At 40.2% G+C, this 15,476-nt stretch carries 14 protein-coding genes; 2 read left to right on the top strand and 12 right to left on the bottom strand.

Going from position 1 to position 15,476, the window contains the following annotated elements:
* Positions 1 to 38 precede the first annotated feature (38 nt).
* The 6 genes from HMPREF0766_RS05195 to HMPREF0766_RS05170 form a co-directional block, all read right to left on the bottom strand.
* Positions 39 to 542 carry a DinB family protein gene (locus tag HMPREF0766_RS05195; protein WP_002994393.1) on the bottom strand — a complete coding sequence of 168 codons (504 nt, stop codon included), beginning with the start codon at positions 540 to 542 and terminating at the stop codon, positions 39 to 41.
* Positions 543 to 703: 161 nt separating this feature from the next.
* Positions 704 to 1,681 (bottom strand): BtrH N-terminal domain-containing protein, encoded by a 978-nt coding sequence (locus tag HMPREF0766_RS05190; protein WP_002994392.1) that lies wholly within the window; start codon positions 1,679 to 1,681, stop codon positions 704 to 706.
* Positions 1,682 to 1,683: 2 nt separating this feature from the next.
* Positions 1,684 to 2,232 (bottom strand): GNAT family N-acetyltransferase, encoded by a 549-nt coding sequence (locus HMPREF0766_RS05185; RefSeq protein WP_002994391.1) that lies wholly within the window; start codon positions 2,230 to 2,232, stop codon positions 1,684 to 1,686.
* Between the two features lie 69 nt (positions 2,233 to 2,301).
* Complete coding sequence (locus HMPREF0766_RS05180; protein ID WP_002994390.1) at positions 2,302 to 3,048, bottom strand: hypothetical protein; 747 nt, start codon at positions 3,046 to 3,048, stop codon at positions 2,302 to 2,304.
* Between the two features lie 65 nt (positions 3,049 to 3,113).
* Positions 3,114 to 3,791: an ankyrin repeat domain-containing protein gene (locus tag HMPREF0766_RS05175; RefSeq protein WP_002994389.1), complete on the bottom strand. Its 678-nt coding sequence runs from the start codon at positions 3,789 to 3,791 to the stop codon at positions 3,114 to 3,116.
* 167 nt (positions 3,792 to 3,958) lie between these two features.
* Entirely contained in the window at positions 3,959 to 4,870 is a 912-nt protein-coding gene (locus HMPREF0766_RS05170; RefSeq protein ID WP_002994388.1) for a helix-turn-helix domain-containing protein, read from the bottom strand.
* 347 nt (positions 4,871 to 5,217) lie between these two features.
* On the opposite strand from HMPREF0766_RS05170, the gene HMPREF0766_RS05165 reads away from it, so the two are divergent.
* Together HMPREF0766_RS05165 and nhaA are read left to right on the top strand one after the other, a co-directional pair.
* Positions 5,218 to 6,249 (top strand): LacI family DNA-binding transcriptional regulator, encoded by a 1,032-nt coding sequence (locus HMPREF0766_RS05165; RefSeq protein ID WP_002994387.1) that lies wholly within the window; start codon positions 5,218 to 5,220, stop codon positions 6,247 to 6,249.
* Between the two features lie 72 nt (positions 6,250 to 6,321).
* Complete coding sequence (gene nhaA, locus HMPREF0766_RS05160; RefSeq protein WP_002994386.1) at positions 6,322 to 7,497, top strand: Na+/H+ antiporter NhaA; 1,176 nt, start codon at positions 6,322 to 6,324, stop codon at positions 7,495 to 7,497.
* A 63-nt stretch (positions 7,498 to 7,560) separates the two neighbouring features.
* Here nhaA and HMPREF0766_RS05155 read toward each other — a convergent pair whose 3' ends face one another.
* The 6 genes from HMPREF0766_RS05155 to HMPREF0766_RS05130 all read right to left on the bottom strand — a co-directional run bounded on the left by HMPREF0766_RS05155 (position 7,561) and on the right by HMPREF0766_RS05130 (position 15,303).
* A complete protein-coding gene (locus HMPREF0766_RS05155) occupies positions 7,561 to 8,853 on the bottom strand; it encodes a DUF389 domain-containing protein (RefSeq protein ID WP_002994385.1) in 1,293 nt (430 codons plus the stop codon).
* Positions 8,854 to 9,043: 190 nt separating this feature from the next.
* Positions 9,044 to 10,609, bottom strand: coding sequence for an SLC5 family protein (locus tag HMPREF0766_RS05150; protein WP_002994384.1), 1,566 nt, complete (start codon positions 10,607 to 10,609; stop codon positions 9,044 to 9,046).
* A complete protein-coding gene (locus HMPREF0766_RS05145; RefSeq protein ID WP_002994383.1) occupies positions 10,610 to 11,980 on the bottom strand; it encodes a hypothetical protein in 1,371 nt (456 codons plus the stop codon). It abuts the gene before it with no gap.
* Positions 11,981 to 12,000: 20 nt separating this feature from the next.
* Positions 12,001 to 12,780: an SDR family NAD(P)-dependent oxidoreductase gene (locus tag HMPREF0766_RS05140; protein WP_002994382.1), complete on the bottom strand. Its 780-nt coding sequence runs from the start codon at positions 12,778 to 12,780 to the stop codon at positions 12,001 to 12,003.
* Between the two features lie 11 nt (positions 12,781 to 12,791).
* Entirely contained in the window at positions 12,792 to 13,970 is a 1,179-nt protein-coding gene (gene dgoD / locus HMPREF0766_RS05135; RefSeq protein ID WP_002994381.1) for a galactonate dehydratase, read from the bottom strand.
* 13 nt (positions 13,971 to 13,983) lie between these two features.
* Positions 13,984 to 15,303 (bottom strand): aspartate aminotransferase family protein, encoded by a 1,320-nt coding sequence (locus HMPREF0766_RS05130; protein WP_002994380.1) that lies wholly within the window; start codon positions 15,301 to 15,303, stop codon positions 13,984 to 13,986.
* Positions 15,304 to 15,476: the final 173 nt, after the last annotated feature.

Genomic DNA, 15,476 nt, shown 5'->3' with positions numbered 1-15,476 from the left:
ACCGAATCTAAAGCACTCTTAAATTCGTATTGATATATCTATGTAGCTTGCTGACTCATTACATTCCAGAAATTATAATCCATCATCGGAGCTTTTTTACCTTTCACATGATGTCCGATGGTGACGATCTGCCCCCGATGGTAGGTCGTATGAATAATCAGATGTTGTAAATATTCATATTTTGGAAAATTTGAAGAAAACCATTCTGATTCTATTAAATAGGTTTCACTCATCCCTTCCTCGTTTTCCTTTACATAAGTTGCCAGAAGTTTAGCTTCATTTACCAGATTTTCCATTTCTGTCTTAATGTCAACCTCAGTAGCCATATAATCAAAACTTGGAATTGCCGTTCCTCGTATCATTGCAGACCAATACAGCTGTGTATCACTGATATGTTTAAGTGTTTTTGCTATACTGCTGAAACTGGACAGACATTCTTTGTAGAGTAATTCTTCATCAAAACTTTGCAGCCAGGTTACTAATTGTTCTGTTACCCAAACGTTATAATCAACGCTGTTTGTTATTAATGTTTTTAAGCTCATAATATTGATAGTTTAATTGATTTATTTCTGATAAGTTTCCATTAAAAGCTCTCACATTACTCTAATTCATCCGAAAATCTCTAAGCATTTCATAGTTTATACTCTGCGAAAAAAAGACTTGAATCGAAATATTTTTCAAGTGTTTCCAACTCATGAAGTGATTATATGGTCAGCAATAGCTCCATAGTCTTTTTTTCTTTGTCTGCTATTGTTTTCAAAATTGCTGATGCCTGAAGTATATAGCTTAAGTCTGCTGTCTCGCTCACTTTATCAAACAATTGTGAAACCGAAGTCCATAGTTCTGCAATCTCTGAAAAGGATTCGTAGGCTGTATTTAGTTTTTCAATTTTTAGCAGACCATAACTTTCCTTTAAAAAATCTCTGTATAAGTTTCGGAACAAAGCCCCTCCTGTCCCTGCTTTCTCCATCATCATAGCAGATGTCTTAAATTCATTTTGAATGTCTTTACTGGTCTTGAACCATTTGACTATTTCGGTGCTTGTTTTTAAAATTCCTTTGTAACCGATATTTGTAATAGGCGGATTCAGATAATCTGCAGCATTATTCCGGATGGCTGCCGTAATTGCAGTTTTCAGATCAAATTTTTGATCTGTCTTCTGTAATGTATAGTACAAATTTCTTGAGGACATCGGTCCTTTCTCTGCTCTTGCTAATTCCAGACTTTTTAAACTCGTTTTTACCTGTCCGCCTTGCTGCTGCGTATCAACCAGATACGCATTTTCATCATCATAACCGTAAATAGCGGCATAGTGCCCTGCAAAGTGAAAGGGACGTGAAAAATACTGCAAATGAAAACAGTCCATTTTTAAACCAACAACCTTTCCGTTGTCTAGGTACTCTTTAACCTTATTCCAAGCTTTTTCAACGGATGCTGTCTCCCTGACCGTTAGTTCAAGATTCAGATTTTTTGCAATATGTTGAGTTAAAAGATCGGTTTTAATACGCCCTCCAATAAAGGGGAAAGTCATGGATTTCATATTCCAGAATATAAATCCCAACCCCTCACCTAAACCAAAAAGAAGAGGTTCAGACAGATCAATATCAAGCTGTCTCAACAAAGTTCCCGTGGCAGTTGTTTCACAGTGTTGTCCGTCAAACGGATCGATTTCCAGTTTCATTGCTACCGATGTCCTTTTGTTTTATATAATACACAAGTTCTGAGACGTTCATTATTTATAAGCAAAGCATGTTCAAATTCATATTGCTTTTCGAGTCCTATTTTTTTCATAATATGCTCAGATTTCAGATTTATTTTTGGTGCAACTGCATATACTTCCTGAAGCTTTAATACATTCAGGGCATAATCCAGACACTTCTTTGCTCCTTCTGTCGCATAACCTTTATTCCATTCGGTACTACTGATTCTCCAGCCGATGTCAATACAAGGTGTAAAGTCTGCTGCATATGTTTGTTCAGAAAGTCCTATAAAGCCGATAAATTCCCGGTTGTCAAGTCTGTCAACTGCGAAATAACAAAATGCTTTTTCCTCAAACTGTCGTTTCATTCTATGAACAAATTCTGTAGTCTGTTGTTTTGTAGAAACATCCGGAAAAAATTCCATTACTTTTCTATCTGTATTTATTTCATACAATTTGTCTATATCGGCCAGATCCCAGTTTCTAAATCCAAGCCGCTCAGATGTAAATATGTATTTTTTATTGTTTTTCATGTTGCTTGTTTTCCAATTTATTGCCAGTTCATATAGAGAAGAGCGGTAAACACTTATTTTAAAGTATTTTTATTCTTCGAAGGTTCGTGCATCATAGCTTTTAATTTTAAAATCAGAATTCCTGTATTTTGCCTTTCTTGTTATTTTTCGTCCGTCTTTTATCCGGTAAAAAGAGTAAAAAATAAGGTTGTTTTTCGGATCAAATTCAATTTTTACAGGCTCATAAGTTTTTAATCCGCCTTCGATCGTCTGAAGTCCTGTTTCTGCGTCAATTTTACCAGGAAAACTCTCATCCACATTTGTCCAGCTGCAAACCGACAATACTTTCTTTCCATACGCCTCATTAGCAGATACATCAGAATAGTCATACTTTATATTGCCATTATAAATAAAGGCCTCAGAACAGGAGAAAGACATGTCATCGCTTCTTTTTATAAGCAGATATTCCCCATTTGGCAGATTGTGAATGTCATAAAAATAATCAAAAGTCATTTCTGATTGATTTATGATTACCTTATTTTTAAGGATATAGCTCCAATGATCCAAACCATTTGCTAAAGTAAATAATTCATAATCCCCTTTTTCAGAATTCTTTATTGTCAACGTTGAATTTAAACTGTCTAAAACTCTTTCAAAATTTTTGAATGTCTTTATATCATGATTTTCAAGTGCAGACCGGAGTTGATGCGAAAATTTTTCCTTATCATCCGTATGCGTATCAACAAAAGATTCAATCAGAAGATCTTCCTGAGTTTTTTGCGCAAAAACCTGACTACTGAATAGCGACAACAGTAAAACTAATTCAAGGATTTTCATCTGGCTATTGATAAATTTTGAGAAAAGATAATAAATAACAATTTGAAGTCTCTTTCTCAGAGTTTCTACTTCTTATTCAGGATAATCTGGTCGATTGTATGCTTATAGTTATCATAAATAGTATTTCCTCTTTTACTTGGTAAGTTAAAATCGCTGATTTTTGTCGCTTTTATTAATTCAAAAACCGGATATAAGTCATCTATACTTTCCTGAGTCAATGGTTTTGAACGATCCGGCTGAACATTCTCAATTTCATTACACAGTACTTCAACAGCACCAATTCCATAACTGTCAGTTGCATTAATATCCGCACCTTGTGTGATAATCAATTGTAATAGTTCAATTGCTTTCCGGTAATTTACAGTGTGTTCTGGTTGTATCTTCCATTGATCCTTTTTAAATAAACCTAAAAACCCTGATTTATTCTGGCTGCTGTACTTAGGTATATAAATGGCAAATCTGGAATTGTGAACAACGGCCGAAATTGCAAAATGTAAGACCGGTTTTCGCCATTCCTGATTTTCACTTTCTGTTTCCCCAAATTTTATATTTGCTCCCCGTTTAATAAGTAATTCGGCAATTTCATAATTATCAGTCTTGATAGCAGTTTGTAATGGAATTTCGCCATCGTCTTTTTTTGATATGCCTTTTGCAACAACATTTATCAATGCCGGATTCTTATCTATAATTCCGGAGACTTCGCCAATGTTTCTATTTCTTATTGCCTTGAATAAATTTTTCATCTATTGATCTTTAATATATTCATCCTTATTATCCGGGAATAACGCTATTTATATCTCATAAAACTACGCAAAAATCTCTGATACAATTTCATCAGATCTAATTTCCTTTAAAACCCTTCTTCACAATGAAAACCGCCTTTTATCAGCAAGAATGCAACTTACATTAATCAAACAAAGTTTTTTCTGTATTCCAACGGGGATTGTTGCTGATATTTTTTAAAGAAATTGGTAAAATATGCCGGAGATTCAAAACCAAGGCTGTATGCAATTTCTGAAATCGACCAGTTGGAATGCTGCAACAATGCTTTTCCTTCTGCGAGAATACGAGTTGCAATAAGTTCACCGGTTGTCTTTCCCGTTTCTTTCTTGACAGATCGATTCAGGTGATTGACATGAACGGAAAGACAGGCAGCAAATTCCTTGGGTGTATGAAGTTGCAGTCTGAATTCAGGCGTATCTATAGGAAACTGCCTTTCCAATAGTTCCAGAAATAACTGAGTAATACGGGCAGACGCATCTTTATGTTTGACAAATGTATCAGGGGGTTGAATCTTTAATGCTTCGTGTACCAGTACATGCAGATAACTTCTCAAAACATCATATTTATGGAGATATCCGGAATTTATTTCTACCAGCATGCGTTTGAAAATCGCTGAAATCTCTTGTTGCTGAACTTCGTCCGGAAAAAAAACAGGGTGAATATGCGTCTGAAAAAGAGGCGTCTGCTGAAAGAATTTGAACTTTTCATCGTGATTTAGAAAGCTGTCTGTAAATAGACAAAACCAGCCTTTCTGATCCATTGATTCAGCTTCCCATGCATAAGGTACTTTAGGGTTGGAAAGAAGCAACGCAGGTTTATCTATATAAATCCACTGATCCGCAAAATAGAGACGTCCCTTTCCGATAATATAAGAGACCTTAAAGAAATCCCTGCGGCTGTAGGGTGCAAGAAATGAACAGGCATCACGTGTGAACACATTAAAGTGCCCGACACCGGCTGACTGTGCCTCCGGCAGCAGCTCCCTGCTGACTTGCGGAACACGGGCATAAAATTCGGAAATACTCTCACTTTTATTCATAGCCTAATTTACACAATTCAAACAATACATTTCTAAAATTCACACACAATACAGATTTCATTTTACAGGTGTTGTACATACCCGTCATATTTTCCGGTTACTTCTAAGAGAAGCTCTTAAAAGTTTACTTCTGTTTTAATAGCAGAATAAAAGGGGTTTATCTTGAAAATTCGTTACAAAATGCATAGATTTAAGGTCAGTTTGTTTTATTTCTCGTGAAACCATCATATTTTTAAATCCTTTTCATTCATTAGAAACATAAGTTTTTACTGTTAAACACGAAAACCCTAGGGCTGAGGTAAAAAAGATGACAGTTTCAGTTCTGTTTAAAGACAATTCACATACAGATGAAAAAAATCACTATCCAGGATATTGCTCTGGCGGTAAATAAATCTATTTCCACTGTTTCTAAAGCATTATCAGACAGTCATGAGGTCAATAAAGACACCAAACGAATGATCTGCGAATATGCCGAAAAAAACAACTTTCAATCCAATTCTTCAGCGCGAAGCCTGAGAACAGGGAGGAGTAATATCATTGGCGTCATAGTATCTACTATTGGAAATTCTTTTTTTTCTCAATTACTGGAAGGAATTGATGAAGTAATCGTAGAGACGGATTTTACGCTGGTCATTATGCAGAGTAAGGAAAATGTACAGCGGGAACGCAAATGTATAGACATCCTCAATTCAAGAGGAGTAGATGGAATTATCATCTCTCCTATCGCAAACACTCCCAATATCGACTATTTGCAAAGGTTGCATGACACTAGTTTTCCGATTGTAGTAGTAGACCGCATCAACAACAGACTTAAATCAAACAAAATCGGGGTTAAGAATTTTGAAGGCTCCTATGATGCTACCCAGCACCTGGTGGACCTGGGACATAAAAGGATCGTGCATGTCACCGGCCGAAATGCCGGGGTAATACGGGAACGGCTCAATGGCTTCAAAGACTGTCTGCGGAAAAACAAAATCCCTGTAAAGTCAGGTTATATTCTGGACTTTGACCTGCAGGACAAAAGCAAACTGGAAGAAGAGATCAAAACCAGATTATCAGCACTGTTTGCGACAAAGACAAAACCCAACGCCATATTTACAGCTACTGATCTTCTGACCAATAAGATGAGTGGTATCCTAAAAGATATGGGACTCAGAATACCTGAAGACGTAGCGCTGATCGGATTTTCCAACTCCACCTATTCCAGTTCATTTTACCCGTCTTTGTCCTGTATCTACCAGCCTGCGGCAGAAATGGGCCGGCTGGGAGCACGCAAAATCATCGAAATGCTGGATAAGAAAAGAAAGAACTATGCTATCCATATCGAGCGTATTGAATTAGACACTCAATTGATTATCCGGGAGTCCACGTCTGGCTAAACATACCTGCAAAAACGGCATTATTAGCCATTTTTCGCCCTGTTTTACATTTGAAAATTGTAGATTTGAAGTATGAAACTTATTAATCTGAATATTTTCAAGCAATTTTTGAAGTCCAGTACAGCCGGGGGAATTATACTTTTTGCCTGTGTTATTATCTCTTTGATTATAGCCAATTCGCCCTTGGCAGACAAGCTATCGGGTATTCTCAATTATCATATCGGTTATGAAAGTGAGGCTGTACAGCTAAAGTATTCCGTCCTCCTGTGGATCAATGACGGTTTGATGGCAATTTTCTTTTTACTGGTTGGTCTGGAAATCAAAAGGGAACTGGTAGAAGGCGAGTTATCATCTCCGAAAAAAGCGATACTGCCTATTCTTGCCGCCATCGGTGGCGCATTACTTCCGGCAGCTATATACACAGTGATCAATCTTGGTGAAGTTACCCAACACGGATGGGGTATCCCGATGGCGACAGATATTGCATTTGCATTAGCGGTTGTAACGATGCTGGGAAAAAAGGTCCCTGCGAGTTTAAAGATTTTTCTGGCCGCCCTGGCTATTGTAGATGACCTGCTGGCCATCCTTGTTATAGCCGTTTTTTATTCCGGAGATCTGCATTTCACATATCTCATGTATGCCTTAGGTATATTCATTGTATTATTAGCTTTCAACAGATTTGGTGTCAAAAGCATCTGGGCTTATCTTATACCGGGTATCTTTATATGGTATTTCATCCACCATTCCGGGATACACGCCACTATTGCCGGAGTTTTGGTGGCAATGACTTTGCCTACCACACCGGATGCGCAGGAATCTCCTCTTGAAAAACTGGAACATGCCCTGACAAATCCCGTCAACTTTATTATTATTCCGCTATTTGCGTTGGCCAATACTAATATTACCATCCATCAGGAAATGATTGCTGGTCTTACTTCTGCATTGGGAGTAGGTATTATTGCCGGATTGATTGTCGGTAAGACTGTCGGTATCCTGACGACGTGCTACATTTCAACCAAACTGAAAATAAGCAGTCTGCCGGAAAATGCAAACTGGATGCACATCACCGGAACAGGCCTCCTGGCAGGTATAGGATTTACCATGTCTATCTTTATTTCTATCCTGTCCTTTGATGATCAGCTCTTAATTGATGAAGCTAAATTTGCAGTTTTAATTGGTTCATTAGTATCCGGACTACTGGGATATCTCGTACTATCATCAGCAAGTAAGAAGACAGCAGTGAATTAATGATTGTTGCTTAAATATAACAAGCAAATGGCCTTCATTATCAGAAATGAAGGCCATTTGTTTTTATCGTCTTACGATCTCAATATGGGGATCGTTGATTCTGCTCCCCAGCCAGGTCTGCAATTTGGATTTATTTTCATCAGACAAAGGCGATTCGGCTTCGTATAGTAACACCGTATTGACTACTGTGCTATCCTGACGAATCACGTGAAGTTGCTTACCTACGGAATAGACTTTTATTTCCGGAAACAGAATATCAATTTCATTGATCAATTTCGGATCATCAAACTTATACATTGCCAGCTCATTGTTCAGGTTACGAATAGCAATATCTTTTTGTGACAGGTTTTCAGAGCGTTTGTTGATCTCCTCTAAAATATCTTTCTTGAGATCGGTACTATCCTGACGAATAATCAATTGCGTATTGAAGATACCATAGCCGGACAAACTCAGATTAAGTTTCTTTATTTCTTCAGGAGTAAATTTCCGGGACAGAAAAGCCAGTTCTATTTTTTTAGGATTGCTGTTGAACGATGTCTTTTCATAGACTACAGTATATCCTTTTTGCACTAATTCGGTATTGATAAAATGATCGACTAACTGGGTGTATTTCTTTTGCTGCAAAAGTACATAGGCCAGATAGAAACTCGGTATTATCATCACCATTATCAATAAAGTGATCGTTCGTGTAATTCTTTTCTCTCTGCCTTTATCCACAAATTTTACTTTCGGATACTTCAGATACTTAACAATAAAAAATGTCGAGATACAGATAAAAAAGCAATTTATGGAATACAGGTAGAGTGCTCCTGCAAAGTAAGACAGATTGCCTATTGCCAGACCATAACCTGCTGTACACAGCGGAGGCATCAAAGCTGTAGCGATTGCCACTCCGGGTATAGGATTTCCTTTTTCTACTCTTGTAATGGCAATCACTCCGACCAGTCCACCGAAGAAAGCAATGAGTACATCATAAATATTCGGGGACGTACGGGCCAGTAATTCGGATTGTGCATCTTTAAACGGGCTGAGCAAAAAATAAATAAAAGAGACAGAAAGACTGACCAGTGTTGCTATCAGCAAGTTTTTGAGCGATTTTTTCAGCAATGCAAAATCATAAGTTCCTAATGCAAATCCGGCTCCTACGATAGGTCCCATCAGAGGAGAAATCAACATCGCACCTATAATCACCGCTGTAGAATTCACATTCAACCCCACAGAAGCCACAACAATAGCGCAGGCCAATATCCAGAGATTAGAACCCCTGAAAGAAATATTGGAGGTTACATTTTCCAATACTTTTTCCTTAGCATCTTCTCCGTTATGCAGATCGATAAAACGCAATAATTTAATCATTTCTCATTCTTTTTACTATCGGTTTAAAAAAGCTTATCTCTGTTTTGAACATAGCTACACTTCCCTATTTACCCAATATAATGAGAATACGGTAAAAACAGTTTATATGAATTGAAATAGTATAAAAAAAACCGGACTCTGAAAAGAATACAGAGATCCGGGATAGTCTTTATACTTGATTGTGATTTTGTTAATGATATCTGATGTAAAAATAGAGTACAATTACCGTGATCAGCAACCACCAATAGAATGGATTTCGAATACCCTTGTTACGCAGTCTTTCGGATTCCGGCAGTTGAAGACTGTCTTTATTCCATATTAATCCTTTCAGCTCTTCTTCCGGCACAGGTTTAGTCAGCAAACTGACCAACACAGAAGCGATCATGCAGGTCCAGAAAACAATTCCAGTTCTGTTGAAAAACGGCATTTCGGGTAATAAAAACTCCAGTATCAGGGATAGCGGAATAGTGAGCAATCCTGCTGTCAGGGCTCCTGAAGAAGTTGTTCTTTTCCAGAAAATCCCCATTAAAAACATGGTAGCTATACCCGGTGTAAATAAACCATACAAATTCATAAGGTAAAGAAATACCGGCTTATCTGAATAGCTGATTAATAAGATTGAACTCAGAATACCTACCAGAATAATGGCTACTCCGGATCTACGCCCGAAAGTAACAGCCTGTTTATCTGTTGCATTTTTATTAAAATATTCCAGATAAATATCTACCGTCATAATGGTTGTACACGAGTTGATAGCTCCTGAAATATGAGACATAATAGCTGAAATAAGTCCTGCCATTACTAAACCTATCAACCCTGTCGGCAGTAGCTTTTCTACCAGAGTGGCAAACAATAAATCCGGTTTATCGAGATGAGGCAGAAAAACCGGTGCCACCAAAGCAGGAACAGTGATAATCAGGGGAACCAGAAATTTAAGGTAGTTGCCAAAAATCACGCCCATACGGCCATGCCATTCATTCTTGGCTGCCAGCACACGCTGTACGATAAACTGATTTGTAGCACAATAGAATACACTGATACATAAGAGTCCGCCCAGATACATGGTCCACGGAAAATCCGGATCATCAGCCGGATAGAACATTTTCCAGTCCCGGCTTGAATCCCATACCGCCTGCACACCTCCTGCTTCTTTAACTGTTGCGAAGGTTAATATAATACCTCCTGCCACTAATACAACTAACTGTACCATTTCAGTCCAGATCACGGCCCGCAACCCGCCCAGAATGGTATACACTCCGGTCAGTACAGCCAGTCCGAATACACTGTACAAAATAGGGACTCCGAATAGTGCATACAAGGAAAGAGCACCCAGAAAAAGAACGGCTCCTATCTCTACAAAAATATAGGTAAACAGAATAAGTATCGAATAGACGGCTCGTGTAGCTTTCCCGAATCGCTTCTGAAGATATTCCGGAATCGTATAGAATCCGTTTCTAAGATAAAAAGGAAGAAAAACCCACAATAATGCATTGAAACCAATCAGTATTGCCCCCCATTCCAACGTAATAGCTACAAATCCTCTGCTGTATGCTGCGCCCATAGCTCCTACCAGATGGTGGCTGCTGATATTGGCGGCTATAATACTTCCGCCGATCATCCACCAGGGTAGTTTATCACCTGCCAAAAAATAATCTCTTTTTGTCTGGGTATTGAATTTGGAAGCGTAAAGACCCAGAAATAGTATACCAAGAATGTAAACTACAAAAATCGTAATGTCTATTAACTCTAATTTCATCTACTTTAATTCTTGAATGGCTTGAATAGTTTTGTTAATTAATATTTCCAGACTTCCTTGTGCATATGGTGTTTGCCAGACGGCATAGATATCAAGCCCGTAGAGTTCGGCCGGAGGCAAATAGCCGACATAACCGTTAGCAATATTGATAAAAGCAACGGATTTGTCCGGAAATGCTGCGCGTATCTGCTCCTGTATAATGGAATATGCTTCGTTTGCCTGCCCGACGATGACACTATTGCCTAATTGCCATACCCACAATCGGATAACAGCCTGCTTCTGATCGCCTATACTTTTACGTGTATTCAGTTTGCGCCAAAGCCTGTCTTTCAGCACCCGGTCTGTACAAGCCTCATACTCGGCTGTAATTTCCGCTACAGTAGGAAGTTTTTTATAATCGACAACGACTTCTACTATTTTCTTTGTCAGAAGTTGATGAGGAGGCAGATCACAGGTTTTCCAGAGAGCCAGCGGTGCGCCCGAAACCAGTGCTTCCTTAAAATATAATCCCTGGTTATTAGCAGGCAGCGATTCAAGAGCAGACAAGACCGCAAAACCAAGTCTCCGGCCATGCCGGTCTACAATTGCCGGATCTGAAACATACTGTTCCATAGGTGCCAGATCTCCTGATGCTCCCTGTAAAAACATACAGATTCCACCTGTCTTTGAGGTTACTTCTTCACGCATGGCACCTACAAAATCAGGAGATAACAGCCTGTTTTCATGTGCAAATGTTGTGGGATGGCAGGCGTAGTTGACTAATGTTGCCAAAGTCTGATTTGCGTTATCTCTGATACAGCCCACCAATACGGTATCATCTGCCCGATCGGATGGATTGTATCCGATCAGATAGGAGTCATCAATTTTTAAGTCACGTTTTTTAGCAAGGTCACATTTTCCATAGGTCCAGGTGAGTGTTCCGGCTATCAGATTATGCTGAGCCTGCTGAATCAGTTCTACAGACTGTACAGCCAGAGATTCCAGATAAGGCCGGATATATTCTCCTCCCGGTTTATCGGCATCCGCAGTACATATAACAGGTCCCGAATGGGTATGTGAAAGGCAAAACAACAGCTGTTCCTCCTGAAGATCTGTTTGCTGCAGGATATAATGACGCAGGTTTCGTTCATCCGGTTCATTTTTCCACCAGCCCAGATCCGCAGTGATCATTACAAGAGAAATTTCATCCTCCGTCTGAAACAGTACACACTGCATCAGCAATGGCCGGTGTAATCCGGAAGCCTGATCAGATGGTGCAGCACCCCAGTTGCGTGCATAGATATCCAGTGGTGGGGTAATATCGCATTCAGCCACTCCAAAGTAGCCTGTAAAAGAATGGTGAGCGGCTATTAAGGTATCATTTAAGGTCATAATTCAGGTTTGATTGGCGGTTAACTTTTTCTGCTGAGGGACAGACCTCCATCCATCAGAATGGTGCTTCCTGTGAGATGTCTGTTTTTCGGATGGCATATCCAGACAACCTGATCGGCGACTTCTTCAGCCTCAATCAGCGCCCGTACGGGGACGGTTTCGCGTGCCTGATCTGCCAGTCCCGGATGCTGACTCCATACCTCCTTACTCAATCCGGCATTGACATACCCCGGAGCGACTTCATTGATTCGAATTCCGTGAGGAGCATATTCCAATGCCATAGATTGACATAACATACGTATGGCAGCTTTCGAAACAGAGTAAGCCGGCAGATTCTGATGCACAACATGTGCAGCCCAGCTTCCCAGAAACACGATATTACCAGCACTCCCCTGCTGTACGATCTTTCGGGCTACGGCATTTGCAAGGTAAAATGAACCGTTCAAGTTTACTTTTATCTCCTGATCCCACTCTGCAGGACTAATCTGTTGATAGTCTTTTAAAGTAACCGTTGCCGCATTTGCTATTGCTATATCTACTTTCCCCCAATGCTCTGCTATCGATTCTACCCACTGCTCTACTGCCTCTGCATCCTGTACATCTACCTGATCGTATCTGCAGGGGTATCCGACTTCCTGCAACCGGGCAAGTTGAAGTGCTGCCGCTTCAGGGCTTAGTCTGTCTCCTATAGCCACACGCGCTCCCTGCCTGGCAAAAGCTTTGACAGTTGCCAGGCCTATATCTCCCAGTCCGCCCGAAATAAGCACGACCTGATTATTAAAGTAACTTTCCTTGTTCATCTCTATATTCTTTACCAGTCACCTACACTACCATCTTTGTAGAAGGTCCGTTGTAATATCTCTTGTTGAAAAGGATGTTTTTTGACTTCCTCTTCATTGATCTCAATTCCCAATCCCGGTTTTTGATTCGGAAGGACAATACGTCCCTGCTTCTGAACAGTAAACCCTTCGGATACGACATCCGAACGCCATTCCACATCACTGTGTACACTTTCACAAATAATATAGGATGGGCTGGAAAAGCCCAGTTCCAAAGATGCCGCTGTACTGACAGGTCCCTGCGGATTATGCGGAGCCATAGATACCCGGTAAGCCTCGGCCAGTGCACCGATACGACGTGCCTCAGTCAATCCTCCGCAATGGGTAATATCCGGCTGAATAACACTTACTGCTCTTTTCTCCAATAATTCGCGGAATGCATGTACACCTACGAGCCGTTCACCCGATGCTATCGGAGTCGTTACCGCACGCTGAATCAACGCAATATCTTCCATCGTTTCCGGCCAGCAGGGTTCTTCAAAAAAGTACAGGCCATACGGTTCCAGTGCTTTTGCAAACATCATCCCCATGCGCGGACTCGGACGTGCATGGCAATCCACCATAATGTCGATCTGATCACCGACAGCTTCCCGCATCGCACGTACACAGGCTTCTGCATATTTGATGGGCTGCAAGCCTTCCAGCGACATAGTCTCCGGCACGGCCATTGATTTGAATGCCGTAAAACCTTCTTCTACCGCCTGCAATGCTAATTCACCAAATCGTTTTGCATCACCCGGGGCAGTTTCATAAAAATCTTCCATCTTGCCGCCTCCCAAATGGCAGTACAGACGAACATGATCCCTGACACGACCTCCCCAGAGTTCATGGCAAGGCACATTATGAATCTTGCCCAGAATATCCCATAGTGCAATATCAATCCCGCTTATAGCCGTTCCTCTGACAATGCCGTTGCCATGCCAGAAATGCTGACGGTACATCATCTGCCAAAGGTGTTCTATGCGTCTGGGATCTTCTCCGATAAGCAGTTGAGAAATATCTTCAATAGCGCCAACAACGCTTTTTGTATGCCATTCCAAAGTAGCTTCTCCCCAACCCCATAATCCGGGCTGATCCGTCACTACTTTTACAAAAATCCAGTTTCTCATCCGTGCATGGCACACATAAGTCTCTATAGCTGTAATTTTCATGTATGTATTCCTGTTATAATTGATCTACTACTTTTCTGGTTTTATCCAATGTCTCTTCAATATCTGCTGCTGAATGCGCAAAAGAAATACTTCCCTGTTTGATCGGAGCCGGGAAATTAAAAATTCCTTCTTCGATCAGTTTCTTACGGTATACCGTATCCAGCTGAAAATCATGATGATTGACGATGTCATGAAAATCTACGGGAGCATGATCCATAAAATAAGTACAGAAGGCCGACCCTTGTCTTGCAATATAATGCGTAATCCCTTTAGCGGTAAAAATATCTTTCAGTCCGTTTTCCAGCATTTCACCCAGACGCTCCACATGACCGTATACATTATGCTCTGCTGATGACAACTTTTGTAAGGTCGCAATAGCAGCAGCAGTCGTAAGCGGAAAAGCATTAAAGGTACCTGCAATAAGTACTCTTTCTTTCTTATCCGGGTGCACAAAGTAGTCCATGTATTCTTTTTTACCGGCAATCACTCCTAAAGGATAGCCATTGGCAACTGCTTTTCCAAAAGTAGACAGATCCGGCTTGATTCCACAGATAGACTGATATCCGCCCAGGGCATGTCTGAAGCCTGTTTTTACCTCATCAAAAATAAGGAGAAAACCATTTTCATCTGCCAATTTACGCAAACCTTCCAGATATCCTTCTTTAGGTTTTACAATTCCTACATTTTGTAGAATCGGCTCCAGAATAATACAGGCTATCTCATATCTTTTTAGCAGATAGGCTACAGAATCCAGATCATTGTAATTGACAATATGCACTAAAGAACTATGTGCTTTGGGTACTCCTGCAGATGAAGAATCAAATGGATATTCTCCAGGACTTACACGCGGACCAATATCTTCCAATGCACTGATCACATTACAGGAAACATCATTGTGCCAACCGTTATACCCCCCCTGCATCACAATAATATGATCACGATGTGTCACCGCTCTGGCTATGCGTATAGCGTGATAAGTAGCTTCAGATCCTGTAGTAGTAATCTGTATACTGTCTACGGTAGGCACCGACTGACAGAATAAAGAAGCAAACTCTCCCTCCAGCGTAGTAGGCCCGGCTCCCATTAATACAGCCTGATCGCTCAATGTATGCAGTACCGCACGATTTACATCCGGATCATTATGCCCCAGAAAGGAAGCCGCAAATCCAGCCTGATAATCAATGTACTCATTTCCGTCCAGATCACGTACTTTACTGCCGCTACCGCTTTTGAAACAAATATTAGGTTCAGATTTTCTATTTAGGGACACTACTCCCCCGGGAATCCATTTTTCATTTTCCAGCAATACACCGGACGATTTAGATCTTGTCATATTAGATTGTCAATTATTTTTTTACTCCATGTCACTACCGTGAAAAATAATCACATGCGGTTATATGCTGTATGCAGGAACGGATGTACTGTGGTTTTTTTAATATACACGTACAGGTATCGTAAGATCGTCCGGTTCTGTATATTCAGGCTTATAACTAACTGATTAATTTG

The sequence above is a fragment of the Sphingobacterium spiritivorum ATCC 33861 genome, assembly GCF_000143765.1.
GTDB classification, from domain to species: Bacteria; Bacteroidota; Bacteroidia; order Sphingobacteriales; family Sphingobacteriaceae; genus Sphingobacterium; species Sphingobacterium spiritivorum.
The sequence above is the reverse complement of the archived record's forward strand: the minus strand, read 5'-3'. Positions and strand labels throughout refer to the sequence as shown.